We start from the raw sequence: 25582 nt of genomic DNA, 5'->3' as shown, positions 1-25582 counted from the left end.
TGACAAAAGTAACAAGGGTTGCTAATATAATAAATTGCATAATAGTCTGAAAAATCGGCTGTTTTAAGCAGACAGACAACGAAAGGATGGCGTACATGGATAGCAACAAAGCGTATCGCATTGTCTCTTGTGGAAATAAATCCTCCCGTCGAGACTACTCTAAAGTAAGCGGAAATTTAGAGCTGCCAAATCTGGTGGAAATCCAAACCGATTCATTCGAATGGTTTACCCGACATGGAATACAGGAGGTTTTCGAAGAGATTTATCCCATTGAAAACTACGGAAAAAATATTAAGCTGAATTTTCTTCGTTATCATTTTGACGAGCCAAAATATAACGCGGAAGAATCAATGTATAGAGAATGCAACTATGCCGCACCGTTATATGCGGACATGGAACTGGAAATCACGGACCCGGAAACCGGGGAAGTGCGCACAAAGCAGGAAGAGGTTTATTTAGGCGACTTCCCGCTGATGACGGAAACGGGAACTTTCATCATCAATGGTGCGGAGCGGGTCATCGTCAGCCAGATCGTCCGCTCGCCAGGCGCGTATTTTTCGGAAGTATACGACGAAAAGACCGGTAAACAAAACTACAACTGCGAGTTGATCCCGAGCCGCGGTACCTGGCTTGAATTCATGACCGAGCAGAAAAAGACGATGGCCGGACGCACAATCAACGTGTCGATCGACCGCCGCCGCAAGATCCTGTTCTCGATTTTCTTCAAAGCGCTGGGCATGTCCTTTGGCATCGAGAAAAACGAGGACGCGTTCGACACGAAAGATCTTTCCAAGTTTTTGGCTTCCATCGGACGCCATGTGGAAGATCCGGCCGTGGATGAGGAAGACCGCGAATACATGAACATGTATTTGATGCTTTATAACGGATTCTTCGGCAAATACGAGGAAATCGAAAACACGTTGCTCAACGACAAGGTGAAAACGACCGAAGAGGCGCTGCTTTCTTTTTATGAAAACCAGCGCAGCGACGAGATCCCGACGCTAGACGGCTCCATCTCGCTCATGCAGGCCAAGTTTTTCGATCACCGCCGCTACGACCTGACGAAGGCGGGCCGCTATAAACTCCGTAAAAAGCTGAACGCGTACGCCCGGATGATGAACAACACGCTGGCGTACGACATCGTGGACGTCGATGGCAACGTGGTCATGGAAAAGGGAACCCATGTCCACCGCGACGAGCGTAACAAACTGCGCGATGTTCTGGCCAAAGGCGGATACATGAATCCATATCCATTCCGTTCCGAGTTCCACGAGGAGGACATCGTCACGATTCCGACCTCGTACAACGCCGGGCTTGTCGGCCGGGTGCTGGCACGCGACGTGGAAGTCGACGGCGTGCTTTACGAGCAGGGAACGGTACTGACACAAAACGATGTGGACGCGATCCGCGCCAAAAAAGAGGACGTGAAGATTTATGCCGGCATCGTCGCGAAAAAAGTGACGCTTACGCCGGAAAACTTCCAGGCGGTCATGAATTACGGACAGCGCCTGTTCGCACTGGGCCGGCTGACCAACGCCCATGGCGCCGATTTGATGGACGACGAGTTCGAGCTTGTCGTACCTCGCTACACGGTTGGCGTGTCGCCGGATCGGCTGGACGACGCCGCGATGCTCGCGCTTCAGCAGCGTGTCGGCCAGGAGGAAGTCAACGCCTGGCTGATTGGCGCCGCTTTGCAGGAAGTCGAAGTCGTCGACAAAGACGAGCAAATCGTCAAGATCATCGGAAACGACCCGTTTGCTGAGCGCCACACGATCACGATGGCCGACATCTACGCCTTCTTCGGCTATGATTTGAATGTCATGGACGGCATTGGCGAAACCGACGATATCGACATGCTTGGAAACCGCCGCATTCGCGCGGTTGGCGAATTGATCCAGAACCAGTTCCGGATTGGTTTGTCCCGCATGGAACGCGTCGTGAAAGAAAGAATGTCGATTCAGGAGCTCGACAGCCTGACGCCAAGAAAGCTGACGAACATTCGTCCGCTGACCGCCGCGATCAAGGAGTTCTTCTCGAGTTCCCAGCTGTCGCAGTTCATGGACCAGCAAAACCCGCTGGCCGAGCTGACCAACAAGCGTCGTATCTCGGCTTTGGGACCTGGCGGTCTGACACGGGACCGCGCCGGATTCGAAGTGCGTGACGTCCACTCGTCGCACTACGGCCGGATTTGTCCAATCGAGACGCCGGAAGGTCCGAACATCGGTTTGATCTCGAACTTGACGACCTACGCGAAAATCAACGAATATGGCTTCATCCAGACGCCATATCGAATTGTGAATAAAGATGGAACGGTACAAGAAAAAGCCATTTACCTGTCCGCCGACGAAGAAGCCGACTATGTCATCGCCCAGGCCAACGAGGTGCGCGACGGCCGGCTCATCAACGACCGTGTCGTCGCCCGGAAAAACGGCGACACGATCATCGTTGCCCGCGACGAAGTCGAACTGGCCGACGTCTCGCCAAAACAGATCGTTTCGGTAGCGACCGCCTGCGTGCCGTTCCTGGAAAACGACGACGCATCCCGCGCCTTGATGGGTGCCAACATGCAACGTCAGGCCGTGCCTCTGCTCGTTCCGCATTCGCCATTTGTCGGAACGGGAATCGAATACAAGATCGCGAAAGATTCCGGTGTCGGCATCGTCGCGAAGCAGGACGGCGTCATTACGTATGTGGATTCGCTGCGGATCGTCGTGACCGACGGCAACGGCGACGCCCACACGTACCAGCTGCGTAAGTTCGCCCGCAGCAACGCCTCCACGTCCATCAACCAGCGTCCAATCGTGAAGCTGGGCGAGGAAGTGAAAAAAGGCGACATTTTGGCGGATGGACCAAGTATGGAAAACGGCGAGCTCGCCCTCGGTCAAAACGTGACGATCGCGTACATGACGTGGTATGGCTACAACTATGAGGACGCCATCATCATGTCGGAGCGCATGGTCAGCGACGATGTGTACACGTCGATCCATATCGAAGAGTATGACATCGACTGCCGCGACACGAAGCTTGGACCGGAGGAAATTACCCGCGACATTCCAAACGTCGGGGAAAACGCGGTGCGCAAGCTCGACAAGGACGGTATCATCATGGTCGGCGCGGAAGTGAAGGAAGGCGACATTCTCGTCGGAAAAGTCACGCCGAAGGGACAATCCGAAGTTTCGCCGGAAGAGAAGCTGCTGCTCGCCATCTTTGGTGAGAAATCCCGCGAAGTGCGCGACAACTCGCTGAAAGTGCCACATGGCGGCGCCGGCATCGTGCATTCTGTGCGCATCTTCAAACGGGGCGACGGATCGGATCTGCCGCCAGGAGTCAACGAGCGCGTCAAAGTGTACATCGTGCAAAAGCGTAAGATTTCCGAAGGCGACAAAATGTCCGGACGTCACGGAAACAAAGGTGTCATTTCCAAGATTTTGCCAATCGAGGACATGCCGTTTACCCAGGATGGAACGCCAATCGACATCATCCTGAATCCGTTCGGCGTGCCAAGCCGTATGAATATCGGGCAAATTCTCGAGATCCACTTGGGATATGCCGCCAAAAAACTGAATCAGAAATTCGCCACGCCGGTATTTGACGGCGTGTCCAACGAGGAACTCGCTTCCATCATGCAGGAAGCGCAAATGACCAAGGATGGAAAACAAGTATTGCGCGACGGCCAGACCGGTCTGCCGTTCGACGAGCGGATCTCGGTCGGCGTCATGTACATGATCAAGCTGGCCCACATGGTTGACGACAAGCTGCACGCCCGCGCCACGGGTCCTTACTCGCTTGTCACGCAGCAGCCATTGGGTGGTAAAGCCCAAAACGGTGGTCAACGGTTCGGAGAGATGGAGGTTTGGGCTCTGGAAGCCTATGGCGCCAGCCATACCCTTCAGGAGATTCTGACGATCAAGTCCGATGACATCCAGGGCCGTATCAAAACATACGAAGCCATTATCAAAGGCAAGGATATCCCGGAACCAGGCATTCCTGAATCGTTCCGCGTCCTGATGCACGAGCTGCAAGGTCTTGCGATCGACGTGCGTCTTTTGGACAAGGAAGGAAACGAAGTGGATATCACCAACGATGACGACGAGCACGTCGTCGTTCACGAAACGGAAGTGTTCGAGCATCCGGAAAACGAGAAGCTCGAAAACGATATCGAACCGAAAGAAGACATCATTGATGTGGATGTCGACGATGTCGATCTCAACAGCGTGGCATCGGAAGATGTCAACGAAGCCGATCAAATCGACGAAAAAGAAATCGAAGATGTGGAAGACAACATAGAAGAGGAGGCGTAAGTCCAGAATGAGTATCAACAATTTTGCCTCGATCCAGGTCCAGCTCGCCAGTCCGGAAACGATTTTGAAATGGTCCCACGGCGAAGTCACAAAGCCGGAGACGATCAACTATCGTTCCCAGAAGGCGGAAAAGGACGGTTTGTTCTGCGAACGCATTTTTGGCCCGACAAAGGACTGGGAATGCGCGTGCGGAAAATATAAAAAAGTACGTTTCAAAGGCGTGGTCTGCGACCGATGCGGAGTGGAGATCACGAAATCAAGCGTTCGCCGGGAGCGGATGGGGCACATCGCCCTGGCCGCGCCGGTAGCGCATATCTGGTATTTGCGCGGTATTCCAAGCCGGATGGCTCTGCTTTTGGACGTCACGCCAAAACAGCTTGAGGAAGTCGTGTACTTCGTCAGCTACATCGTGACGGATCCAAAGGATTCGGGTCTGGCTTACAAGCAAATCCTGTCGGAACGCGAATACCGGGAAAACATGGCGATTTACGGCGCGTCGGGCTTTACCGCCCAGACCGGCGCCGAAGCCGTGCTTCGTCTGCTCAAGGACGTCGATCTGGAAAAGGAATACGACGACGTGCAGACCGCGCTGGAGAAAGCGCAAGGCGAAAAGCGTAAAAAGCTGATTAAGCGTCTGGACACGATCAACGCGTTCCGTCATTCCGACAACAAGCCGGAGTGGATGATCCTGACGAACATTCCGGTCATCCCGCCTGATTTGCGCCCAATGCTCCAGCTGGATGGCGGCCGGTTCGCGACAAGCGACCTGAACGACTTGTATCGCCGGGTCATTACGCGAAACAACCGTCTGCGCAAGCTGCTCGAGCTGGGCACGCCAAACATCATCGTGCAAAACGAGAAGCGTATGCTGCAGGAGGCGGTGGACGCCCTCATCGACAACGGTCGTCGTTCCAAGCCAATCACGGGAGCGGGCGGACGCGCTTTGAAGTCGCTTTCCCACTCCTTGAAAGGAAAGCAGGGACGTTTCCGTCAAAACCTGCTCGGTAAACGTGTCGATTTCTCCGGTCGTTCCGTTATCGCGGTCGGACCGGATTTGAAAATGTACCAATGTGGTATTCCGCGTGAAATGGCGATCAACTTGTTCAATCCGTTCATCATCAACGAGATCGTGAACGAAGGACTGGCCGCCAACCCGAAAAACGCCGAAAAACTCATCGAGCGCCGCGATCCGCGCATCTGGGACGTGGTGGAAAAAGTCATCGACGGCTACCCGGTTTTGATGAACCGCGCGCCGACTTTGCACCGTCTGGGAATCCAGGCCTTCCTGCCAAAGCTGGTTGAAGGTCGCGCGATGCGTCTGCATCCGCTCGTTTGTACAGCGTTCAACGCCGACTTTGACGGCGACCAGATGGCCATCCACGTGCCACTGGGCGAAGAGGCGCGCGCCGAAGCGCTCATTATGATGCTGGGTTCGCACAACATCCTCGGGCCAAAAGACGGCAAGCCAATCGTTACGCCAGGCCAGGACATGGTCATGGGAAACTTCTATTTGACGATGGAGGAAACGAAGCAGGAGCTTTTGGACGAGGCGAAACGCTACGAGGAAACGAACTGTCCTTTGGAAGCGGCCAACTGGAAACGGTTCGCCGAAAACGAGGGCACGGTGTACGCCAACGAAGAGGAAGTGCGGCTCGCCTACCAGATCGGTCAAGTGCATTTGCACTCGCGCATCGCGATGCCGGTACGCGGCATGAAAAAGACGTCTTTCGACGCTTCGCACGCCGGCGACTATTTGGCGACGACGGTCGGAAAAGTCATTTTCAACGGCATGTTCCCGGCCGACTTCCCGTATTTGAACGAAGTCAGCGCGGAAAACTTCAAAGCGACGCCGGATAAATATTTCATTCATCCGGGGGAAAACATCAAGGAGTTTGTCGCGAACCTGCCGATTACGCCGGCGTTCAAGAAAAAAGATTTAGGAAGCATCATCGCGGAAGTGTTCAAACGCTATTCGGTCGATGAAACCGCTGAAATTCTGGACCAGATCAAGTCGCTGGGATTCAAGTATTCCACAACGGCTGGAATCACGGTCGCGCTCTCCGATATCGAAGTCGCGCCAAACAAGGAAATGCACGTCGAGGAAGGACGTCAAAAAGCCGACGCGCTGAAGAAGATGCAGCAAAAAGGCTTGCTGACGCTGCCAGAATGGGAATCCCGTCTGAACAAGATGTGGGATAACGTCAAAGACGGCATCGCCGACGAGCTGATGGCAAACATGCCTCGGAAAAACCCAATCTTCATGATGAGCGAGTCCGGCGCCCGTGGTAACAAGCAGAACTTTACCCAGCTGGCCGGTATGCGTGGATTGATGGCCCGTCCGGGTCATGGTAAATCCCGCCATGGCGAGTTCGTCCCTTCCATTATCGAGGTCCCGATTTATTCGTGCTTCCGTGAAGGTCTGAACGTGTCCGAGTTCTTCTTAAGTACGCACGGTGTGCGGAAAGGGTTGACGGATACCGCTTTGAAAACCGCCGAGTCGGGTTACTTGACGCGTCGTCTGGTCGACGTCGCGCAAGATGTCATCATCAAGGAAGACGACTGCGGCACCGACAAGGGATACTGGGTCGAAACACTGATCGACCGCAAGACGAACACGGTCATCGAGGAGCTGAAAGACCGTCTGGTCGGACGCTACTCGAAGCAGGATGTCGTGCATCCGGAAACCGGGGAAATGATCATCGAGAGCGATGAATACATTACCGACGCGATCGCGCAAAAAATCGTCGACGCGGGCGTGACGGGCATGTACATTCGTTCGCCGTTCACGTGCAAGTCCACGATGGGTATTTGCCGCAAGTGCTATGGAAAGAACATGGCGACGGGTAAAGACGTCGAGGTCGGTGAAGCGGTTGGTATCATGGCAGCGCAATCCATTGGCGAGCCAGGTACCCAGCTGACCATGCGTACGTTCCATACCGGCGGCGTGGCCGGTTCCGGTACCGGTGACATCACGCAAGGTCTTCCTCGTGTCGAGGAGCTGTTCGAGGCACGTCATCCAAAAGGCGTGGCGGTCATCGCGCAAATTTCAGGCGAGATCACATCCATCGAGCGTGTCGATGGCACGATGCGCCAGGAAGTCGTCATTACCAACGAGCACGAAAGCGTCGTTCACAAGCTGAACGCCAACCAGTCGCTCCGTCCATGGGTGACGATTGGCGCTACGATCGAAGCCGGTCAGGCCATTACGGAAGGACCGCTCGATCCAAAAGAGCTGTTGAGCGTAGCGGGTGTGCGCGAAGTGCAGGACTATATTTTGAAAGAAGTCAAGAAAGTGTACCAGAGCCAAGGTATCGAGATTTCCGACAAGCACTTGGAAGTCATGATCAAGCAGATGATGAAAAAAGTTATTGTCATCGACAGCGGCGACACGGATTTGAACGTGGGCGTGCAGCTTTCTTTGAACAATATTACGAAGATCAACCGCGACGCGTTGCTGAGCGGCAAGACGCCGGCGACTTTCAAGCCGGTTCTGCTCGGTATCTCGAAGGCGTCGGTGGAAACCGATTCGTTCCTGTCGGCCGCCTCGTTCCAGGAAACGACCAAGGTGCTGACGGACGCGACGATCAAAGGAAAAGTCGACCATTTGATCGGCTTGAAGGAAAACGTCATCATTGGCAAGCTCATTCCGGCCGGAACGGGCGCCAAGGGCGATCGTCCGCAAAACGAGATCATCGCGGCGAAAGCGAAAGAGCTGCGCGACAAGCGTCTGGCGCGTACGCGTGAAACGCACGACGAGCAGTTTGAAGAAATCGCAAGACAAAACAGCCAGGAGAAAAACCAGGCGGTTCCGGTTCTCGAAGACAACTTGACGTTGCTGGACGATTCGGCCGCGGACGACTTGTTCAATCAGTCGCTGGATATGGCCGTGGAAGAATAAAAGAAACGAAAGAGGATGTCCGCTATAGGGCATCCTTTTTTACGTCGCGAAACGAAGTTCGTATAATGAATGGGAAACGAGAGGTAATCGAATGAAACAAAAACAAACTTTGGTCCTGGTGGCCGCGATCGTACTCGTGCTCATCATCGCGATGGGAGTTCAGTTCAACCGAAATAAAAAAGGGGCGCAAGCCGGCCAGGAAGAAACGACGGATGTGTACGTGGAAGCCGGAAACCGGGCGGACGAAGCGCTCGACGACGTCAAGGAAGGCATGCGCGCCACCGGCGAGGCGGAAGACGAGGACGCCATCATGATGGAAAACCGGCTGGTGCAGGAACAATACGGATTGTATCCGGGCGAATACGAAGTGAAGAAACCGGTGACGATCGTCAAGGCGCTGGACACGAAAGAAAAGATCGGGACGTTGGAAACGGGACAAGTAGCCAATATCGTGAATTTAAGCGAGTCGGATGGCGACGAAGTGTTTGGCCAGCTTGACGACGAAAACGGCGGCTGGGTGCTGATCCAGACGCAGGACACGAAGAATTTACAGGCAAAATAGGAAACGATGGGGGAAAACGCGGTCCTGGAAAGCGGTTTCCCTTTTCTTTTCGGGAAAGTCCATTTATAATGCTTGTTATATAACGAGCGTTATAGGCTAGGAGGCAGGGAAAATGGCACCCAAACCAAAAATCACAAAAGAGCGAATTGTCGAGGCCGCTTTCCACATCGCGCGCGAGTCGGGCGCAGAACAGCTCAACGCAAGAAGGATCGCGCAGGCGCTACATTGCTCCACGCAGCCTGTGCTGTACCATTTCGGGACAATGGCGGAATTAAAACAAGCCGTTTACAACAAAGCGGACCGGTTTCATACCGAATATTTGATGAGCGGGCCGTCCTCTTCGAAAGACGTGTTGCGGGGAATCGGCCTTCGTTACATCCGGTTCGCCAAGGAGGAGGCCCATTTGTTTCGGTTTTTGTTCCAATCCGGTTTCGTGGCGGAAAAGAGTTTTCCCGACATGGTCGATTCCGGGGAGCTGGCGCCCGTTCTTTTGGCGATGAACGGCGCGATGAAAACAAGCATGGCGCAAACGAAACAAATCTTTATGACGATTTCCTTGTTCGCGCATGGTTACGCGAGCCTTTTGGCTAACAACGAGCTGGACTACGACGAAGCGCAAATCCAGTCGCATTTGGAACGCGCCTATCGAGGAGCCATGCTCGCGGCGCAGGAGGAAGAAAATGAAAGAATTGGGGAATAGGAAAGGAAGCGCGGCGATCGTGCGAATCGGCATCGCGCTCATGCTCGCGCTGACGGCGACCAAGATCGTTCCAGCATCCAACATCGCCGGGTATTCGGTTTTTGTAGGGATCGCGTTTTTCTTTGTGACGGAAGCGGTGTCCAGAACACCGGATCCGGAATCGGGATTGCGGTTTCGCGGCGTTGGCAAGGAATTGAAAAAGCCGGATGTGCTGCTTTGGATGGCGCTGCCAAGCGTCAGAGGGATCCTTACGCTGATCGTTGGAAACTGGCTTTTTGGCGGCGCGTTCGCGACCCATGTGGTCGGAAGAACGAGCGCGTTTTTGTCGTTTGATCAAGGCTTGTGGCTGGTTGTCCAGCTGGCGCTTGGCGCGTTTGGGGAGGAAATCGCCTACCGGGGCTTTTTCCTTGGCAAAGGGATGAAGCTTTTTCCGTTTTGGCTGTGCATGCTCGTTTCCTCTCTCGCGTTCGCCTTTGGCCATTTGGCGTCGGGAAATCTTTGGCTTGTGGCCTACGATGTGGCAGGCGTCTTTGTCGACAGCTTGATTTACTCGATGATTTACTACAAAACGAGCAACTGTGTCATGAGCACGCTCGCCCATCTTCTGGCGAACGCGATTTCGATTGCCGCTCTTTTTCTTTTCGTCTTGTAAAGACGCAAATACGGGTTGATTCTAGGTGGGGAACACGGCATAATTGAAGTATGATCAAGAATATAGTATTGGACATTGGAAATGTGTTGTGCACGTTCGATCCGGAAACGATGCTGAACGAGCTATTCGAGGATTCCGTCGTGGAAGAACAGCTGATGGGAATTTACTTTTCTTCCTTGTGGGATCAGTACGACCAAAATCTGCTCACAAAAGAGAAGATGATCGAGATTGGCCGGCTGCAGGCGCCAGAGCTTGAAGGAGAAATTAGAAAGTTGATGCGGGAATGGGTGCGCCATGTCGACTTGATCGAGGAAAATATGGATTTCATGCAGCATTTGCATGATCTGGGATTCGGGGTGTACATCTTGTCCAACATTCCGGAAGACTGTTATTTGTATTTGAAGGAAAACGGTTTGTTCCGCGACATCGACGGCGGGATCTTCTCGTATCAGGAACGGAAAATCAAGCCGGATTTCGCCATCTACAAAGCGCTTCTTCAAAAATACGAGCTGGACGCGTCGGAATGCCTGTTTATCGACGACAAGGCGGAAAACATCGAGGCGGCAAGAACGCTGGGATTTTACACGTTGAAGTGCGAGGATCCGTACTTGCTGGCGAAAGACACGCGGGAGCTGCTGGAAGAAACCGATTAGGACAAAAAAATGCGGGAACAGGACAAGTTCTGTGGCTCGCTTTTTTTTGTGGTCAAGCTTTGATAAAATAAATATAGAAAAGGAAACCGGAGGGAAAGCTAATGTCGAAAAAGAAAATCTTTGTGCTGGCGTGTCTTGGCGCGATGGCCGGCAGCGCGGTTTGCCAGCTGGTGCTCGAACGCTTTGGCTGGACGGGATGGATCATAGGCACAATCGCGATCGCCCTGTTGGCGATTTGGGCTTTTCGGCAAGACAGAAAGAAAAGGACTTGAAGACGAGTCCTTTTTCTTTCGTACGATTTAAGGTACGGAAAACAAATCCATGAATTTTTGCTCAGGCGTGGAAAACAGCCGGTATTTGTTCCAGGTGATGCAGACACCGGATTCGAGCCGGGGAAACAACGGAACGAAAACGAGATCGTCCGGCAAATCGCCGGGTTCCAGAGCGAGCAACAGGATACAATCGCTTCGAACGAGCGGGTACAAGCTTTCCAGCGTAGTGTACGTCATCCCGATCGGCAGGGCGCGCTGGTTGTCGTGGATCCAGCCCGACAGCTTGTTTTTGAAGAGCGGGCTGTCCGGGACGGCCAGGCGCATCGAGCGCAAATCCTCCACGCGAAACCGATCCTTGACAAGTGGGGAGTTTCGGCGAATCAAGACGCCCCACGGCTTTTTTTCGGGCAGTGTGAAATAGTCGTACGACTCCAAATCGCATGGTTCGACGAAGGCGGCGAACGACAGCTTGTCAGCACGCATTCGCGCATGGATGCCGGCGTATGGCAACGTCAGCAATTCGATTTGGACTTTTGGATAGCGGCTCATAAAGTTTTGCAAGGGGGGTTCGAAAAAAGAAAGCGCCTGCTCAGTCAGACCGAGGCGCAGCACGCCGTGGAGTTCCTCGTCGTAGTGCTGAAATTCCTCCAGGACATTTTCGGTCATGGCGTTGATCTTTTTCGCCCACACCAAAAAAGCCTTTCCCCGATCGGTCAGGACGACGGATCGCGGCTTGCGCTCGAAAAGTTCGCAGCCAAGCTCCTCTTCCAGCAGACGGATTTGCTTGCTGAGGGCCGGCTGGGAAATGTGCAGGCTTTGCGCGGCTTTCGTGAACGATTTTTTTTGCGCGACTTCCAGAAAATAGGCAACGGTTCGAAATTCCATAAGAGCCTCCTTTTGGCTTTATTGTATAACTTTATGTTATGGAGGGCTATGAAAAAATCGGGAGAACCGATTCCCTCTTTCTTTAAAGGGCGTCAAGCCATTTTTTCAGCGTGGAAAGCCCGTCGATGCCAAAAAGGAAAAAACCAAGCAGCGCGTATCCGATAAAACGGATGTCTTTCGTCTTGTAAAAGCGGTATAGATGAATCACGACCCAGACCATCATGCCCGGCACCCAAAGAACCCAGTAGGCGAGGGTTTCCATGCCGGTTATCTCGAGCAGGATTCCAAGCACCATCAAAAAAGCCACGAGGATGTAAAACTGATTTTTTGCTTTTGTGTCCGCCTGCGCCTTTTTAAGATCGTCTTCGCCTTCCAGGCGCGCCTGCCGTAAAATGTCGTCTTTATTCGTTGTGTTCATACGAATTCTCCTGAAACGATCCACGGAATCACAAAGCCAAGCGCTAAAAGCGCCAGCAAGCGAAACGCCTTGCGGTTCATGGATCTTCGATACGTATAAAGCCACCATCCGGTTCCGCCTGCCAAATAGATGCCGATGGAAAGAAGAAGGCCGAAAACGATGTGGCCGTATTGCTTGCAGAGCGCGACGCCGACCCAGTTGACCATCCAGAACAGGAAGCCGGACGCAAGACGGTAAAAACCGGCGTCGACCGCTTGCTCGTATTCCAAATTGGCTTTGGCTTGCGCTTTATATAGAACGCGTTCTTTTTCCATGTCGTTACCTTCCTTTCATGAATGTGGATAAAAGCGGGATGCCCCAGGCCGCCAGACCAAAGACGACCAAAAGAAGGTTTTCCTTGTTTCTTGTGCGGATGAACTGGCAGAGCGGCCAGCCGCACCAAACGACGGTTAAAACGCCTTGACCAAACAAGGTGGCTTCCCAATCCATTCCGTGATCGCGCAAAAAGAGAAGAACGCATTGCAGTCCAATCAAAACGACGACGGACAGGAAAACCGAGTAGCGGCCTCGTTCCTCTTTCTCATATTCCTTGTTTCCTTCTTTTCTCGCTTTTTTCAGCACTTCCTCTTTGTTCATAATGGATCCCCCTTTTGTACTTTCAGCATAGGCTTGACAAGAAAACTTGTCAATTCATTTTCGGGTAAAGGTGGAAAACGATACAAAAAAGCCGAAAAAAGATCCAAGTCGCAAAAAAGAACGCCTAAGAGGCGTCTTTACGGCGTTCAAAATATTTTGGAAAAGAGGTAAAATGTAAATAAAGAAGGAGAAGGAAAATATGACAATCACAATGAAAGCGAAAGACGATGTGTTTTATCTGGACGGCCAGCCTTACTCCATCGCGGATGTCAGGAAAGTCGACGTGTTGTTCGAAGACGCGAAGTGGAAAGGGAAAAGCGCTCCGTTTGTTCATCAAATCGCTGGCGGGGGAACGAGCACGACCGCCTATGCCTTGTTCGAACCGAAAGGCTATGTGGGACTGCGCATCCAGTGGAACGATCAAATTCTGGCGGACTACGTGTCGGAAAATCCGGTCTACCACAACACCGACGCGTATCGAAAAGACTGCGAGAAAGCGCGGGACATCCAGCGCAAGCTGTTGAAAAACCAGCGGCTGCACAATCAGAAACGGGAAGAATGAAAACCCGCCGGCAAAAGTCGGCGGGTTGTGTCGTTTATTGCGTCGCGCTGGCGAGCCGGGCGCGCCGTTCTTCCAAAATCCGCAAGTCGGCGCGGTACGCTTTTTCATCGTACGTGTAAAATTTGAGAATCGCGAGGCGAATCAAGCCGCCGGCGATTGGCAAAAGCGAAATGACAAGAAACAATCCGTTGAGCGTCGTTTCGGATTGAACCGGGGCTTCCGGCACATAGCCGATCGCGATCAAAATCAAACCGGTCAGCGAGCCGGCGATAGCGGCCGATAGTTTTCCCATAAACGTCTGGCCCGAAAACGTGATGGCTTCGCAACGCTTTCCGGTTTTCACTTCGGAATACTCGATCGTCTCCGCAATCATGCTGGACATGACCGGACCGAGCGAAGCGTGGAACAGCTGCGTGAGCATGAGCATAACGAGCAGGACGCCAACGTTTTCATAACCCATCACGAAGAAGGCGACGCGCACGACGATGTCGGCCAGAATGATTCCGGTCAGGATCTTCTTTTTCTGGAACCGCTTCGTCAAAGCCGGGATGAGGAAGAAGCCAAGCGCAGCCGCGGTCCCCATCAGCCCGTAAACACTCATCAAGCCTTCGTTTTTCATGTTGTAGATGAAAAAGTACAAAATTATGCCGTTGACGATGTTCATAAACAAGTTCAAAAAGAAGATGGCGAGCATTTTGAACAAATGCTTGTTCACAAGCAGATTTTTAAACACGTCCTTCATCGCGATTTTCTCACCCTGGGACGGTTCGACGCGTTCCTTGATCGTAGAGTGGCCAAACATCATGAAGCCGTAGCCGATGAGCATGATGACGACAACGGCCATAAAGTAGCCATTGGCCAAATCGCCTTTTCCAAACAAGCCGACAAGCAGCGGCACGAGCGAACCGACGATGCCGATGCCGGCGAAAACACCCAGGTTGGCGGCTGTGACGAGGTTGGTGCGGTTTTGCGGATCGTCCGAGATCACGGCGGAAATCGACCAGAACGGAATGTCCGATACCGTGTACACCGTTCCCCATAAAATATAGGTGATGGCGGCGTAGAGCACTTTCCACTGCATTGCCAGATCCGGCTTGAAGAAGCACAGGATCGTGCTGATAACGACGAACAGCGGCGCGAATTTCAAATAGCCTTTGAACTTTCCGGTCTTGGTCCGGCGGGTGTCCATGAATCCGGCGACCATCGGGTCGTTGACGGCGTCCCAGACACGCGCGATCAAAAAGATCGTGGACGCGGCCAGCGCCGAAATGCCAAGAATGTCGGTGTAGAAAAACAAGATGAAAGAGCCAAGCAGGCCGTACGAGAAGCATTGTCCAAAGCCATACGAGAAGTAGCCGAAATATTCGCGGCGGCTCACGCCTGGCATGGAAACAGTCGATGGATTGTTCATATTTTTATTTTCCTTTCTTTTTACTTACACAAAGAGAAACCCGGTATGGCTTCCTCCGTTGAAGATCTCGCGAAGCATGGCGGGATCGAATTTGTGCTCGTGGTTGTGGTCGAGCAGGCCGTTGACTTCCTGTTCGACGTCGGTAAGCTGGGTGTAGCAGTAACCGCACATGCCCGGCAGCTCCATGACGACGCGGGTCAAATCGCGAATCTTGTGCAGGACGGCTTCCTGTCCTTCGAGGCGTTTTCCATAGCCCCAGCTTTCCTTGCCGGCGTACGTTCCGGTGTCGAAGGCGACGCCGCCAAACTCGCTGATCATGAATGGCTGGCCGGCATAGGCGTATCCTTTGGCGAATGTGTGGCGCAGCGAAGTGCGCGAAGGGCAGCCATTGACAGCCTGTTCCATGTTCGCGTAGCTTTCTTTAAGCGTTTTTGGATCGGCGTTGTAGTCGTGGACCGTGAGCAGATCGGTCGTGGTTTGCTCCCAGCCGTCGTTGCCCACGACAAGCCGGGAGGGATCGAGCGCTTTTGTCATCCAGTACGCGCCGTTCACAAACGCCTGCTGGGCCGGATGCTTGTAAATCTCGTTGACGCCCCACGACTCGTTCATCAACGTGTAGACGATGACAGAAGGATGGTTGTAGTGCTTGGCGATCAGGGCGGGCAGCTCGCGGGTGAAGTTTTCCACCGCGGCCGGCGAGTACTCGAAGAACGAAGGCATTTCGGCCCACATGACCAGGCCGAGCACATCGCAAAGGTACATATAGCGGGCGTCTTCGACTTTCTGGTGCTTGCGGGTGCCGTTGAAGCCCATTTCCCTGACTTTGAGCAAATCGTCGCGAAGCTGCTCGGGGGTGGCGCTCAGGCCGCCGTCGGCAAAATAGCCCTGATCCAAAACGAGCCGCTGCACAAACTCCTGGTTGTTGAGGAAAACGCGATGGCCTTCCTGGCGGATGTCGCGCATGCCAAAATAGCTGTCCGCTTCGTCGATGGCTCCCGTTTCGCTGACGAGCGTGAAGCGCACGTCGTATAAGTTAGGCTCGGCGCAGCTCCAGAAATGAAGCCGGAAGTTGGCGTCCTCGCTGCTGACGTCCGCGATGATGCGCGCCCGGTTGTTTTTGACGGCGACGCGAAACGAGGTGACGGGGCGGCCCTGGTAGGTGATGTCTCCTTCGACGCGGGCGGGTATCTCGCTTCCGGCGACGAAGAAGTCGAACTCCATCGTGGCGTTGTCGATGTCGGGCGTCATGCGCACTTCGGCGATGTACGTGTCGGCCACTTCCTCGAGCCATACCTGCTGCCATATGCCGGTCGTCCGGGTGTACCAGCATAAAAAGTTGGCGTCTTTCCACGATTGCTTGCCGATTGGCTGGCTGCAGCGGTTGTGGTCCTCGGCGCGTACGACGATGGACACGTCTTCCGTTTGAAGATAAGGCGTGATGTCGATTTGAAACGGCACGTGGCCGCCCTGGTGGGTGAAGACGTGGTTTCCGTCGATCCAGACGTCGGCCTGATAGTCCACTGCGTCAAAATGTAGCAGGAAGCGGCGTCCTTCTTTTTTGGATACCGCGATCGTTTTCCGGTACCAGACGATGGGATGGTTTTCCAACGTATGGACGCGTGAGTTTTTCGTTTGATAGCTGTATGGAACGACGATTTCGCGGTCAAAAAAACCAGGCTTCAAAAAGTTGTGGTTCTGAATGCCGAGATTGGCGTCGTCGAAGGCAAAATCCCATACGCCGTTGAGGGATCGCCAGTGTTTTCGCGCCATTTGCGGGCGCGGATGATGCAGTCGTTCGAACATAATTGTATTCCTTTCTACTTGTTTAGTTAATATATTCATTAATTGGTTAATGCATAATGAATTATAATGAGCGGACAGGAAATGTCAATAAAAACTGGAAGCGCTTTCTGTTTTCGCATCAAAATCAAAAAGTATGGGAGAAAACAGGACAAGGTAGGATGGAAGAAGGTGTGCTATACTGGAACCAGTAGAAACCGGAGGGATGAGAATGGCGGTATTTTCGCCGGAAGTCGTGTATTTGAACGTGGAGGAATCGTCGCTGCCTTTTTTTCAGGCGCTTGCGAGCAAGGCGAGGATGGATATTATTTCGCTTTTAAAGGTGAAGGAAATGTCGATCAAGGAGATGGGGGAAACGTTGCAGCTGTCGTCCGCTATCGTGACGAAGCACATTCAGATTTTAGAGGAAGCAGGAATCGTGGAAGCGCATTTGGTGAGTGGAAAAAGGGGGTTGAAAAAGATGTGCCGGTTGAAAATCAACGAGGCGCAAATCATTTTCGACAACAATTACGGAATGAAAAACCGCTCGTTTTACCAGGTGGATATTCCGATCAGCGCGTACGATCAATGCGAGGTGACGGCGCCTTGCGGCATGGCCGAGGCGGAACGGATCTTTGGCCACATTGACGACGCGCGCTATTTTCACGCGCCCAACCGGAACCGGGTGTGTTTGCTGTGGCTTTCCTCCGGCTATTTGGAATATCCGATTCCTGTCTTTGACGTGGACCTGGAAGACGTGGGCGAGGTGGAGATCACATTGGAAATATGCAGCGAATTTCCGGGCTACAATGCCGTTCATCCGTCGGATATTGATTTTTTCTTTAATGGAAAGGCCATCGGAACGTGGACGAGTCCGGGTGATTTTGGCGACCGGAAAGGTAAATACACGCCGTCATGGTGGACGCTGGGCAGCGAATACGGACTGAAGAAAACGCTGCGGCTGACGGAAACCGGGGTATATATGGAACAGGAACGAATCGCGGATATCCGCCTGTCCGATTTACTGAAAGCAAGAGAAGAGAAGGACGTGCTGCGGTTTCGGATCGAGAGCCGGGCGGACGCCAAGCATCCGGGTGGACTGAATTTGTTTGGCCGGCAGTTTGGCGACTACGATCAGGACATCCAGGTTCGTTTTTTGCGGAAAGAGTAAGCGTTATGGACAAAACCAAAAGTTCGACGATTCATTTGACTGTGATTCGAAACGACGACTTCCTTTCGCCGTACTGGGCGGATCGACCGGTCATTTCCGGGGAGGCGGCCTCGATTTTGGACAACCTGATTCAAACCGTTCCGCAAAACAATTTGAAACACCTGCAAATCGACATCGCGAGCGACGGAATCGACGCGAAGGAAAAAGGTATTTACCGGGAAGCCATTCACTACTATTATGAAAACGAGCTGAAAAATATCCAGCGCAAACGAAGAAAAAACGTGGAATCGGGATTAACGATGCTGGCAATCGGCGCCGGCATCCTGACGCTCCACGCGCTTGGCGATTACTTAGGCTTGCGGCCGGTCACATCGGAAATTCTCGATATCGCCGGCTGGGTGTTCATCTGGCAGGCGGTCACGCAGTTCGGAATCGAACGGCATAAAATGAATCTCGACCGGGTACGGATCCGGGCCCTCGCCAACGCGAAGATCGTCTATTCAAAGCTGGACTCCCAGGCAAGAAAAGTCATGCGCGAGGAAAATAAAAAAAGGGAACAATAAAAAGAGCCGGACGATCCGGCTAGTCGATTTCGGTGCGCCGTTCGTAGATCGTGCGCACCTCTTATTTTATAAGAACAACGTGTTTGTCAGCAGACTAAGCGCTGTAAATCCAAAAAACACAAGCACTTCCATCGAACCGTTTTTGATCTTTTTTCCGGATAATCCAAGAACGACGATCAACAGGAGCGCGTTCGCCAGGCCCGGTTTCCAGTACGATAAACCGGAAAAGGCGACGACGAGTGCTTCATAGAGCAACGCGCCGAATACGATGTTTCCTGTCAAAAGTGTTTGGGCTTTGCGCTTACCGACACGAATTTGGATGTTTCGCTGGTTTTGGCGGTAAAAATCGGAATAGAGCACGGTCGCGCAAAAGACGACGATTTGGATCCACAAAAACGAGAGGGCGACTAGAAGCGACGTGGACAGGCGCGAAACGGTCAGAAACGCGATGTCGCCAAACGGGAAAAGGCGCACGACCGCTTTGACGAGCGTAAGGGCCGCGACTTCAACGAGCGAGATCGTTGTCAGGCGTTTCCAGTTCACAAAGCTTGCCATCGTCCAGCTCCAGCCAGCGGTTGAATCCAATGTCTTCATAGTCGTGGGAAGCCACCACAATGGTTTTCCCTTGTGCAATTTGTTCACGCATCACGTCCAAATACGTTTGGATCGACTTTTTATCGAGGCCGCGTGTCGGCTCGTCCAGCAGGATCACGTTTTGATCTTCCATCAGCGCCTGAATGATGCCGGCCTTTTGTTTCATGCCAACCGAATAGGAGCGGATGGGTTTTTTATTTTCAAAGTTCAGATCAAACCGTTCGCACAACGCTCTTGCCAGTGTATCGGGCGTTTTGTGACGCAGCCCTAGTAAAAATTGCAGATTTTTCTTGAGCGAAGCCGATTCGACAAACGACGGATTTTCAATGAGCGCGCCAATATACACTTCGTTCGCTTTTTCAATCGTGCCTGAATCGGCCGTCATCAATCCGCAGATGATTTTCAACAAGGTCGATTTTCCCGAGCCGTTGGCTCCTTTGATGTAGACGACATCGCCCTGTTTTAACGTAAGGTCGACACTGTTTAAAACAAGATTTTGTTTGAAGGATTTGTTCAAATCCCGAATCGTTAAGGCAGTTTCCATAGTTCCTCCTTAGCCCAGTACCCTCGTAAACAAAGCGGGTCCCAGGACGTATGTGTACACCACAAGCAGCAAAAACGCGATCCATAATCCGTACAGCTCTTTTCCCGCGTCGGGAAGAAACCACATTTCCGCGAAATAGCCAATTTCCCAAACGAGAAGCAGGGGAACAAGGCCGACGAGATACGTGGTTTTGTTTTCAATGCCGTTTAAGATGGGCAGCACAACGAATACAGTAAGCAAAAAGAGCTGGAGCAGCAGCGCTTCGATCTTCATGATTTGCCGGTACCAGTTGTCTTTGCCCGTTCGAATGATGCCGAAGTTTTCAATTTGTGTATACATCTTGATGCGCAAAAACAAAAGAAAATCGTATAAACAGCCGAAGACGAGAAATTTCGCGAACCCGAACAAGTAAAATCCTTCGGCTCCATAGCCCCAGTTGTTCCAGACGTAATATCCCATGATGGCGATCGCGAAGAGCGAGGCGAGCACATACGTTTTTTGCGTCATCAAATGGGTGACAAACGACTTAACCATAGCGGTACCGCAATTTCACCACGAGCCGGTACAGACCGGCAATGAGCAAGCCAAAGACGAGAAACGTGAGGGCGACTGTGATGTAGCGCCACCGGCGCGATTCGAAAGTCAGCAGGGACATGACGCCGGGAGCGAGCAAATTGAACGGGCTAAGACAGGAAACGATCTCGTAGTTGTGAATCGGCAAACCCGATAAAAACGCGACAAGAAAGGTCATGAGCAATGTGAAAATCAACAAGAGAAACGGGTACAAATACTTGTTGGGAACGAGTTGGGAAAACAGCATGCAAAGCAAATTCAGCATCGTCCAGCCCGCCACTTCCACCATCGTGTACGCGATCCAGTCGGCGATTTCCTGGTGGAAATAGAAACCGTGATACACCATGTGCGGATCGTCCAAAAGCAATGGGTTGACCGGGTTGATAAAAATCACCATCAGAACTACCAGAAACAAATTGATGAGAACCAGATTTCCTGAAAAGAGCGCCAGACAAGCTGCTTGAAGTAAACGCGCTTTCCAATCCGCAAACTGACCGTGTTGTCAAATCCGCTCCGTCGCCATCGCAGCGTTTGAAAATGCGACACAAACGGAATCAGCAGCAAATAGCCAATCAAAGGCAGGATCGTATCCATTCCTTCGTAAAAGGAAAAAAGCATCGGAAAGGAAGACATGGGACCTCGAGGCCCCAGCGTCGCGTAGATGGAATTGGGAAGCATTTCAAAAAATCCGATGGCCGTGACGCCAAGAAAGGCGAACAGGAGTATAAGTTGTGATTTTTTCTTTGTCATGCGTTTTCTCTCCTTTTTTATCCAACCAGACATCAATATATCATTATATTTTTAGATTTAATGTTTAATAATAATGTATTTCCGTCTTGATGGCTTTTACAATTTATATGCAATAAAAAACCTATGATACCGGATATTGATTTGAAATGCGCTCTCTATCTTTTCCTTTCGAACGAAAACTGATATCATATTTTTTAAGACAGGGGGAAAATGGATGAAAAAGCTAAGAAAAGCGCAAATCGTCATGATGTGGCTGTGGGTCATTGTGTGCGTCATCATGACTTGGGCTGCCAACGCGCCGGTGTTTCCATACATGTATTTGATCAATGTTGTTTTGATTTACATTATCGGCTGCCTCATGAAGAAGCGGTACTGCCGGAACAAAAAGATTCGCTACTTCAACAAATTCGCACTGGCGTTGGACGATGCCGACAACTACGAGCTGGTGAAGTTCGACATGCTCGTGGCGGGCGCCGAGGCGCTGCTTTCGTTTTTGATGATGTACTCCAACGCGGAATACTTCCAGTGGATCATGATTTTCTCGTTTGACATTATCATTATTTATATCGCGATCAACTACGCGGATAAAAAATGGTTTAGCAAGCAGAAGGAAGTGCAGCAGCAAGCTCGCAACACGAATGTGGAAAAGAAAGTGTCGACCGCGACGAAATCGAAAAAGAAATACCAGACGGGAAAGAAAAAGAAGTGATTTTTTAAAGATGTCGAAAACGGCATCTTTTTTTTCGAAAACTATCCGGATACAAGCTAGGCGAATCGAAAGACGAACGCCACGCAAAGGTTTCGTTTTTGTTGTTTTTTGGTACAATGGAAAGGAAACAGGAAAGAAGGATTTTCTATGACTTACGCAAAACTACAAAATGGAAGCGATATCCGCGGCATCGCGCTCGAAGGCGTCGATGGAGAAGCGGTCAATTTAACCGACGAGGCGGTGTATGACCTGGCACGCGCCTTCGCGACATGGCTTTCGAAAAAAACAGGAAAGAAGCAGCTGCGCATCGCGGTAGGCCGCGATTCCCGGTTGAGCGGGCAAAAGCTCCAGCACGCCATCACGGACGGGCTGCTTTTTGACGGAGCGCAAATTTTCGACTGCGACATGGCGACGACGCCGGCCATGTTCATGGCTTGTGTCTTTCCGCAAACGGACTGCGACGGATCCATTATGATTACGGCGAGCCACCTGCCTTGGAACCGGAACGGAATGAAGTTTTTCGACAAAGAGGGAGGACTGGAGTCGCATCAAATTAAAGAGCTGATAGAAATCGCCGATACCGGCCGATTCGAGCGGGCGGCAGAAGGCTCGATGCAAAAATGCGATTTGATGGCGTTGTACGCCACCCACTTGAAAAACATAATCAAGGAAGCCATTCAAGCGGCGGACTACGCGCATCCGTTAAAAGATTTGCACATCGTTGTCGACGCCGGCAACGGGGCGGGCGGCTTTTTCGCGACCGACGTGCTCGGACCGCTTGGCCCCGATATTTCCGGCAGCCAGTTTCTTGAACCGGACGGCTCGTTTCCAAACCATATTCCAAATCCGGAAAACAAGGAGGCGATGGCCAGCGTGTGTCGGGCGGTGCTCGAAAACAAAGCCAATCTGGGCTTGATTTTCGACACCGACGTCGACCGTTCTTCGGCGGTTGACGAGTTTGGCAATCCAATCAGCCGCAACGCCATCATCGCCCTGGCCGCTTTGATCGCTAAAAACGACCATCCCGCGACGACTATCGTGACCGATTCCGTGACGAGCGACGAGCTTCACGCGTTTTTAGAATCGCATGGCATGAAGCATGTCCGCTTTAAACGAGGCTATAAAAACGTCATCAACGAGGCGAAAAGACTGAATGAAAACGGCATCGACTGCCAGCTCGCCATTGAAACAAGCGGGCACGCGGCCTACAAAAACAACTATTTTCTGGACGATGGCGCGTATTTGGCGACCCGGATCGTGATCGAAGCCGTCAAAGACAGGCTGTCGACACGACTGGCGGATTTGAAACATCCGCTTGAGGAAGGGGAGTTCCGCCTGCCAATCGACGGGGACGATTTTATCGAATACGGCAACGCGGTCATTGAGCGGCTGACGCGAAAAGCCGCGGATACACCATTTATTCAAGCCGCCGATTCGAATTTTGAAGGCATCCGCCTCAATTTCGATTCCGGTCATGGCAATGGCTGGCTGCTCGTGCGCATGAGCTTGCACGATCCGATTTTGCCATGCAATATTGAGTCCAATACGCCAGGCGGCGTAAAACAAATCAAACAATGGCTGAACCAGGCCTTGCGCGACGAAACGCGTCTGGATCGGGCTATTTTGGAGTGAGCGTTGCTCATTCCTTTTTTTGTTGCCAAGCTGGTAAAAGTTTGATATTCTTTCAATAGAACAAAAGAAATCGTTTTCACACAGAAAGTTTACACTATCGAACGATTTTGTGAGATTTAGGATGAAAGTGCTTACAGCGTGTGCTATACTGAAGTAAACAAGGGATCTCACAGAAGGAATGAAAAAAATATGAACTACTTAAATTGGATTTTATTGGTTGTGAACATTTGTTGTGGGATCGTCGCACTCGTACTGCATCTGAATCACGCGTCGTTTGCGACGACATTGTCGATCGTGCTTTGTCTTGGCATGTCCTTTAAGATTGGGGAGCTTCTTGGTCTGCCGATTAAGTTTGACCGGTTCGAGTCCTAGTCCGAAAGGACTTTTTTTTTATTCATCCGGTTTGCTTGTGGCTGCCGCCTCTTCTACAATACGGGTATGCAGGAAAAAAAGAAGGACGGTATCGACGTCACATTCGAAGCGAGAGGATGCCGCAAAATGCTTCAAAAAAACCCTTCGCTCCAATCGAAAATCGTGGAAACTTTGCGTCGGCAGGCGGAAAATGATTTTTTCAAGTCGAAATACGCGACGAGAAAACGCTGGCATGACTTGCCGGTTTTCGAGTGCCGCGTCAACGATCCTTCCGTGGGAGCGGTGCGGATCGCGTTCGCGCGCCAAGGCGAGCGGCTCTTTGTGCTCTACGGCTCGACGACTTTGCTGAAAAAGTCGTTCACCCAGGAGCTGGAGTCCTTTTTGAAAGAAGGTTGATCCCGGTGAAACTCGTTCCGTTGCGGCAGGCGCAAATGAAATGGCTCAACGTCCTAAAACAAAAAAACCTTTCTTCCATGAGTTTGTGGACGTATAAAAAAGACCGGTTTGTCCGTTTTGAAAAAGAAGGCGACCAATGCTTTCTTGTCGAGTCGGGCTATGTGAACCAGCGTGTCCAGCTTGACGCCAAAACGGGAAAGAAGACGCTCAAAGAAGCGTTTGGGCGGGAGTTTCCACGCAGCACCCGGCTGTATATTCAGGAAGACTGATTTGGAACGCGCACAGTTTTTGACTGGGCGTTTTTTCATTTCTTTCCCGGCCTCGCGAAAGACAGGACGAGGACGTTGTTCGAAACCATATCAGAACGTTCGTTCAGACGGGGAATTCATGGTAGAATCAAAAAAAGGAAGGTGATTTCATGATTTATATTTTAGAGGACGACGAGTCGATTCGAACCATGCTTTCGTACGCGCTTTTAAAAGAGGATGAAAGCCAGGGATTCGAGCGTCCCGGCGCGTTTTGGCAGGCGATGGAGGAAGAAATTCCGCAAATGATCGTGCTCGATCTCATGCTGCCCGAGGAGGATGGCCTTTCCATCTTGAAAAAGCTGAAAGCCAGCGAGGCATGGGAAGACATTCCCGTGCTCATTTTGTCCGCCAAAGACAGCGAAGTCGACAAGGCGATCGGACTGGATCTGGGCGCGGATGATTATTTAGCCAAGCCGTTTGGCATTATCGAGCTGACCTCGCGAGTCAAGGCCATCAAGCGCCGCTATGAAAAAACAAAAAAGAAAGACCGGATTTTAAAGCGCGGAACGATCGAACTCAACGAATCCAAACATGAAGTGACCAAGGATGGCGCCAGCGTCGAGCTGTCCTATAAAGAATACAATTTGCTGAAAGTGCTTCTGGAAGCCGATGGATGCGTCGTCAAGCGCGAAGAGTTGCTCGAAAAAGTATGGGGACCTTTTTACGAGGAATCGCGCACGCTCGACGTCCACATCCGCAAGCTGCGCCAAAAGCTTGATTTATCCAAAGACGAGATCCGGACGATTAAAAACGTCGGGTATTGCTTAGCGGAATAAGAAGAAACAAAGACGGTCGTGGCGGCCGTTTTTACACATTACGGTCATTCAAGGGGCGCCGGCAGGACGGCTGCGTTATGATGAAAGAGTCAGGACAAGGAGGTATGTCATATGACCCAAGCATGGAAGGCGGGCGAAGTGTTCGCTCTGCACGATCAAATTTCGTACGAAAAAGGAAAAGCCGTGAAAAAAGTCGTCGAGGAAGGAACCGCGATGAAACTCATTTTGGTGGCGATCGAGGAAAGCGAGCTGCCGACGCACGCCGCGCCGATGAACGCGCTCGTCACGGTATTGGAAGGAAAAGGAACCTTGACGTATTTGGGAAAACAATACACCCTTCATAAAGGCGACAGCTTTATCTTTAACAAAGGCGACCAGCACGCGGTAAAGGCAGACAAAAAAATCAAATTCAGCCTGCTGCTGTGGGAACCGGCCCAGTAGGCAAAAAAAATCGAGGAACGCCTC

28 protein-coding genes are annotated in these 25582 nt (G+C 51.8%); 17 read left to right on the top strand and 11 right to left on the bottom strand.

The features are described 5' to 3' along the window. The first annotated feature begins 95 nt into the window (after positions 1 to 95). From ABNS49_RS11860 to ABNS49_RS11830, 7 genes are all read left to right on the top strand, one after another. On the top strand, positions 96 to 4301 hold the full coding sequence (locus ABNS49_RS11860; RefSeq protein ID WP_135981059.1) for a DNA-directed RNA polymerase subunit beta: 4206 nt from the start codon (positions 96 to 98) through the stop codon (positions 4299 to 4301). A 7-nt stretch (positions 4302 to 4308) separates the two neighbouring features. Beyond that, on the top strand, positions 4309 to 8199 hold the full coding sequence (rpoC, locus tag ABNS49_RS11855) for a DNA-directed RNA polymerase subunit beta' (protein ID WP_135981032.1): 3891 nt from the start codon (positions 4309 to 4311) through the stop codon (positions 8197 to 8199). Between the two features lie 91 nt (positions 8200 to 8290). Further along, positions 8291 to 8761: a hypothetical protein gene (locus ABNS49_RS11850; RefSeq protein WP_135981033.1), complete on the top strand. Its 471-nt coding sequence runs from the start codon at positions 8291 to 8293 to the stop codon at positions 8759 to 8761. 112 nt (positions 8762 to 8873) lie between these two features. Continuing rightward, positions 8874 to 9461 (top strand): TetR/AcrR family transcriptional regulator, encoded by a 588-nt coding sequence (locus ABNS49_RS11845; RefSeq protein ID WP_135981034.1) that lies wholly within the window; start codon positions 8874 to 8876, stop codon positions 9459 to 9461. Next, complete coding sequence (locus tag ABNS49_RS11840; protein WP_135981035.1) at positions 9442 to 10113, top strand: CPBP family intramembrane glutamic endopeptidase; 672 nt, start codon at positions 9442 to 9444, stop codon at positions 10111 to 10113. Before ABNS49_RS11845 ends, ABNS49_RS11840 begins: the two co-directional genes overlap by 20 nt. Positions 10114 to 10163: 50 nt before the next feature. Next, positions 10164 to 10766: an HAD family phosphatase gene (locus ABNS49_RS11835; RefSeq protein WP_135981036.1), complete on the top strand. Its 603-nt coding sequence runs from the start codon at positions 10164 to 10166 to the stop codon at positions 10764 to 10766. Positions 10767 to 10867: 101 nt separating this feature from the next. After that, entirely contained in the window at positions 10868 to 11038 is a 171-nt protein-coding gene (locus ABNS49_RS11830; RefSeq protein ID WP_168353640.1) for a hypothetical protein, read from the top strand. Positions 11039 to 11065: 27 nt separating this feature from the next. Here ABNS49_RS11830 and ABNS49_RS11825 read toward each other — a convergent pair whose 3' ends face one another. The 4 genes from ABNS49_RS11825 to ABNS49_RS11810 form a co-directional block, all read right to left on the bottom strand. Continuing rightward, entirely contained in the window at positions 11066 to 11923 is an 858-nt protein-coding gene (locus ABNS49_RS11825) for a LysR family transcriptional regulator (RefSeq protein WP_135981037.1), read from the bottom strand. A gap of 82 nt (positions 11924 to 12005) precedes the next feature. Further along, positions 12006 to 12341 carry a hypothetical protein gene (locus tag ABNS49_RS11820; RefSeq protein ID WP_135981038.1) on the bottom strand — a complete coding sequence of 112 codons (336 nt, stop codon included), beginning with the start codon at positions 12339 to 12341 and terminating at the stop codon, positions 12006 to 12008. After that, complete coding sequence (locus ABNS49_RS11815) at positions 12338 to 12655, bottom strand: hypothetical protein (RefSeq protein WP_135981039.1); 318 nt, start codon at positions 12653 to 12655, stop codon at positions 12338 to 12340. Before ABNS49_RS11815 ends, ABNS49_RS11820 begins: the two co-directional genes overlap by 4 nt. Positions 12656 to 12659: 4 nt before the next feature. Then, positions 12660 to 12977: a DUF6442 family protein gene (locus ABNS49_RS11810; RefSeq protein WP_135981040.1), complete on the bottom strand. Its 318-nt coding sequence runs from the start codon at positions 12975 to 12977 to the stop codon at positions 12660 to 12662. 199 nt (positions 12978 to 13176) lie between these two features. Here ABNS49_RS11810 and ABNS49_RS11805 point away from each other — a divergent pair, with 199 nt between their 5' ends. Next, positions 13177 to 13539: a hypothetical protein gene (locus ABNS49_RS11805; protein ID WP_135981041.1), complete on the top strand. Its 363-nt coding sequence runs from the start codon at positions 13177 to 13179 to the stop codon at positions 13537 to 13539. A gap of 34 nt (positions 13540 to 13573) precedes the next feature. On the opposite strand, the gene ABNS49_RS11800 is transcribed toward ABNS49_RS11805, so the two are convergent. Next, positions 13574 to 14950: an MFS transporter gene (locus ABNS49_RS11800; RefSeq protein ID WP_135981042.1), complete on the bottom strand. Its 1377-nt coding sequence runs from the start codon at positions 14948 to 14950 to the stop codon at positions 13574 to 13576. 24 nt (positions 14951 to 14974) lie between these two features. Then, entirely contained in the window at positions 14975 to 16753 is a 1779-nt protein-coding gene (locus ABNS49_RS11795; RefSeq protein WP_168353641.1) for a sugar-binding domain-containing protein, read from the bottom strand. A gap of 208 nt (positions 16754 to 16961) precedes the next feature. Here ABNS49_RS11795 and ABNS49_RS11790 point away from each other — a divergent pair, with 208 nt between their 5' ends. Further along, the gene (locus ABNS49_RS11790; protein ID WP_168353642.1) at positions 16962 to 17900 is read left to right on the top strand and encodes a helix-turn-helix domain-containing protein; all 939 of its coding nucleotides are present in this window, start codon (positions 16962 to 16964) and stop codon (positions 17898 to 17900) included. 5 nt (positions 17901 to 17905) lie between these two features. Further along, positions 17906 to 18463 (top strand): hypothetical protein, encoded by a 558-nt coding sequence (locus ABNS49_RS11785; RefSeq protein WP_135981045.1) that lies wholly within the window; start codon positions 17906 to 17908, stop codon positions 18461 to 18463. A gap of 66 nt (positions 18464 to 18529) precedes the next feature. Here ABNS49_RS11785 and ABNS49_RS11780 read toward each other — a convergent pair whose 3' ends face one another. Genes ABNS49_RS11780 through ABNS49_RS11760 form a run of 5 tightly spaced genes read right to left on the bottom strand, consistent with a single transcriptional unit; the run spans position 18530 to position 20924 of the window. Beyond that, a complete protein-coding gene (locus ABNS49_RS11780; protein WP_168353643.1) occupies positions 18530 to 19018 on the bottom strand; it encodes a hypothetical protein in 489 nt (162 codons plus the stop codon). After that, complete coding sequence (locus ABNS49_RS11775; protein ID WP_135981047.1) at positions 18969 to 19601, bottom strand: ABC transporter ATP-binding protein; 633 nt, start codon at positions 19599 to 19601, stop codon at positions 18969 to 18971. The genes ABNS49_RS11780 and ABNS49_RS11775 overlap by 50 nt, the downstream gene beginning before the upstream one ends. A 9-nt stretch (positions 19602 to 19610) precedes the next feature. Next, positions 19611 to 20135: a hypothetical protein gene (locus ABNS49_RS11770; RefSeq protein WP_135981048.1), complete on the bottom strand. Its 525-nt coding sequence runs from the start codon at positions 20133 to 20135 to the stop codon at positions 19611 to 19613. Continuing rightward, on the bottom strand, positions 20128 to 20571 hold the full coding sequence (locus ABNS49_RS11765; RefSeq protein WP_135981049.1) for a hypothetical protein: 444 nt from the start codon (positions 20569 to 20571) through the stop codon (positions 20128 to 20130). Before ABNS49_RS11765 ends, ABNS49_RS11770 begins: the two co-directional genes overlap by 8 nt. A gap of 5 nt (positions 20572 to 20576) precedes the next feature. Next, on the bottom strand, positions 20577 to 20924 hold the full coding sequence (locus ABNS49_RS11760; protein WP_135981050.1) for a hypothetical protein: 348 nt from the start codon (positions 20922 to 20924) through the stop codon (positions 20577 to 20579). Positions 20925 to 21138: 214 nt separating this feature from the next. Here ABNS49_RS11760 and ABNS49_RS11755 point away from each other — a divergent pair, with 214 nt between their 5' ends. The 7 genes from ABNS49_RS11755 to ABNS49_RS11725 all read left to right on the top strand — a co-directional run bounded on the left by ABNS49_RS11755 (position 21139) and on the right by ABNS49_RS11725 (position 25558). Further along, positions 21139 to 21633: a hypothetical protein gene (locus ABNS49_RS11755; protein ID WP_135981051.1), complete on the top strand. Its 495-nt coding sequence runs from the start codon at positions 21139 to 21141 to the stop codon at positions 21631 to 21633. Positions 21634 to 21780: 147 nt separating this feature from the next. Next, the gene (locus ABNS49_RS11750; RefSeq protein WP_348688197.1) at positions 21781 to 23265 is read left to right on the top strand and encodes a phosphomannomutase/phosphoglucomutase; all 1485 of its coding nucleotides are present in this window, start codon (positions 21781 to 21783) and stop codon (positions 23263 to 23265) included. Positions 23266 to 23454: 189 nt separating this feature from the next. Beyond that, a complete protein-coding gene (locus ABNS49_RS11745; RefSeq protein WP_135981053.1) occupies positions 23455 to 23637 on the top strand; it encodes a hypothetical protein in 183 nt (60 codons plus the stop codon). 66 nt (positions 23638 to 23703) lie between these two features. After that, positions 23704 to 24033, top strand: coding sequence for a hypothetical protein (locus ABNS49_RS11740; RefSeq protein ID WP_135981054.1), 330 nt, complete (start codon positions 23704 to 23706; stop codon positions 24031 to 24033). Between the two features lie 5 nt (positions 24034 to 24038). Continuing rightward, the gene (locus ABNS49_RS11735) at positions 24039 to 24302 is read left to right on the top strand and encodes a hypothetical protein (protein WP_135981055.1); all 264 of its coding nucleotides are present in this window, start codon (positions 24039 to 24041) and stop codon (positions 24300 to 24302) included. Positions 24303 to 24451: 149 nt separating this feature from the next. Continuing rightward, entirely contained in the window at positions 24452 to 25117 is a 666-nt protein-coding gene (locus ABNS49_RS11730) for a response regulator transcription factor (RefSeq protein ID WP_135981056.1), read from the top strand. A gap of 111 nt (positions 25118 to 25228) precedes the next feature. Next, a complete protein-coding gene (locus ABNS49_RS11725; protein ID WP_135981057.1) occupies positions 25229 to 25558 on the top strand; it encodes a cupin domain-containing protein in 330 nt (109 codons plus the stop codon). The last annotated feature ends 24 nt before the right edge of the window (positions 25559 to 25582 follow it).

The organism is uncultured Dubosiella sp., from assembly GCF_964018005.1.
Taxonomy (GTDB): domain Bacteria; phylum Bacillota_I; class Bacilli_A; order Erysipelotrichales; family Erysipelotrichaceae; genus Dubosiella; species Dubosiella muris.
The sequence above is the reverse complement of the archived record's forward strand: the minus strand, read 5'-3'. Positions and strand labels throughout refer to the sequence as shown.

What these genes read in the sequence shown, in the direction of transcription:
- ABNS49_RS11740 (WP_135981054.1), top strand. Translation starts at nt 23,704, where the DNA reads ATGCAGGAAAAAAAGAAGGACGGTATCGACGTCACATTCGAAGCGAGA.
- ABNS49_RS11845 (WP_135981034.1), top strand. Translation starts at nt 8,874, where the DNA reads ATGGCACCCAAACCAAAAATCACAAAAGAGCGAATTGTCGAGGCCGCT.
- ABNS49_RS11790 (WP_168353642.1), top strand. Translation starts at nt 16,962, where the DNA reads ATGGCGGTATTTTCGCCGGAAGTCGTGTATTTGAACGTGGAGGAATCG.
- ABNS49_RS11800 (WP_135981042.1), bottom strand. Translation starts at nt 14,950, where the DNA reads ATGAACAATCCATCGACTGTTTCCATGCCAGGCGTGAGCCGCCGCGAA.
- ABNS49_RS11775 (WP_135981047.1), bottom strand. Translation starts at nt 19,601, where the DNA reads ATGGAAACTGCCTTAACGATTCGGGATTTGAACAAATCCTTCAAACAA.
- ABNS49_RS11780 (WP_168353643.1), bottom strand. Translation starts at nt 19,018, where the DNA reads ATGGCAAGCTTTGTGAACTGGAAACGCCTGACAACGATCTCGCTCGTT.
- ABNS49_RS11750 (WP_348688197.1), top strand. Translation starts at nt 21,781, where the DNA reads ATGACTTACGCAAAACTACAAAATGGAAGCGATATCCGCGGCATCGCG.
- ABNS49_RS11860 (WP_135981059.1), top strand. Translation starts at nt 96, where the DNA reads ATGGATAGCAACAAAGCGTATCGCATTGTCTCTTGTGGAAATAAATCC.
- ABNS49_RS11820 (WP_135981038.1), bottom strand. Translation starts at nt 12,341, where the DNA reads ATGAACACAACGAATAAAGACGACATTTTACGGCAGGCGCGCCTGGAA.
- ABNS49_RS11850 (WP_135981033.1), top strand. Translation starts at nt 8,291, where the DNA reads ATGAAACAAAAACAAACTTTGGTCCTGGTGGCCGCGATCGTACTCGTG.
- ABNS49_RS11785 (WP_135981045.1), top strand. Translation starts at nt 17,906, where the DNA reads ATGGACAAAACCAAAAGTTCGACGATTCATTTGACTGTGATTCGAAAC.
- ABNS49_RS11810 (WP_135981040.1), bottom strand. Translation starts at nt 12,977, where the DNA reads ATGAACAAAGAGGAAGTGCTGAAAAAAGCGAGAAAAGAAGGAAACAAG.
- ABNS49_RS11765 (WP_135981049.1), bottom strand. Translation starts at nt 20,571, where the DNA reads ATGGTGATTTTTATCAACCCGGTCAACCCATTGCTTTTGGACGATCCG.
- rpoC (WP_135981032.1), top strand. Translation starts at nt 4,309, where the DNA reads ATGAGTATCAACAATTTTGCCTCGATCCAGGTCCAGCTCGCCAGTCCG.
- ABNS49_RS11795 (WP_168353641.1), bottom strand. Translation starts at nt 16,753, where the DNA reads ATGTTCGAACGACTGCATCATCCGCGCCCGCAAATGGCGCGAAAACAC.
- ABNS49_RS11760 (WP_135981050.1), bottom strand. Translation starts at nt 20,924, where the DNA reads ATGACAAAGAAAAAATCACAACTTATACTCCTGTTCGCCTTTCTTGGC.
- ABNS49_RS11815 (WP_135981039.1), bottom strand. Translation starts at nt 12,655, where the DNA reads ATGGAAAAAGAACGCGTTCTATATAAAGCGCAAGCCAAAGCCAATTTG.
- ABNS49_RS11725 (WP_135981057.1), top strand. Translation starts at nt 25,229, where the DNA reads ATGACCCAAGCATGGAAGGCGGGCGAAGTGTTCGCTCTGCACGATCAA.
- ABNS49_RS11755 (WP_135981051.1), top strand. Translation starts at nt 21,139, where the DNA reads ATGAAAAAGCTAAGAAAAGCGCAAATCGTCATGATGTGGCTGTGGGTC.
- ABNS49_RS11825 (WP_135981037.1), bottom strand. Translation starts at nt 11,923, where the DNA reads ATGGAATTTCGAACCGTTGCCTATTTTCTGGAAGTCGCGCAAAAAAAA.
- ABNS49_RS11770 (WP_135981048.1), bottom strand. Translation starts at nt 20,135, where the DNA reads ATGGTTAAGTCGTTTGTCACCCATTTGATGACGCAAAAAACGTATGTG.
- ABNS49_RS11805 (WP_135981041.1), top strand. Translation starts at nt 13,177, where the DNA reads ATGACAATCACAATGAAAGCGAAAGACGATGTGTTTTATCTGGACGGC.
- ABNS49_RS11835 (WP_135981036.1), top strand. Translation starts at nt 10,164, where the DNA reads ATGATCAAGAATATAGTATTGGACATTGGAAATGTGTTGTGCACGTTC.
- ABNS49_RS11730 (WP_135981056.1), top strand. Translation starts at nt 24,452, where the DNA reads ATGATTTATATTTTAGAGGACGACGAGTCGATTCGAACCATGCTTTCG.
- ABNS49_RS11840 (WP_135981035.1), top strand. Translation starts at nt 9,442, where the DNA reads ATGAAAGAATTGGGGAATAGGAAAGGAAGCGCGGCGATCGTGCGAATC.
- ABNS49_RS11830 (WP_168353640.1), top strand. Translation starts at nt 10,868, where the DNA reads ATGTCGAAAAAGAAAATCTTTGTGCTGGCGTGTCTTGGCGCGATGGCC.
- ABNS49_RS11745 (WP_135981053.1), top strand. Translation starts at nt 23,455, where the DNA reads ATGAACTACTTAAATTGGATTTTATTGGTTGTGAACATTTGTTGTGGG.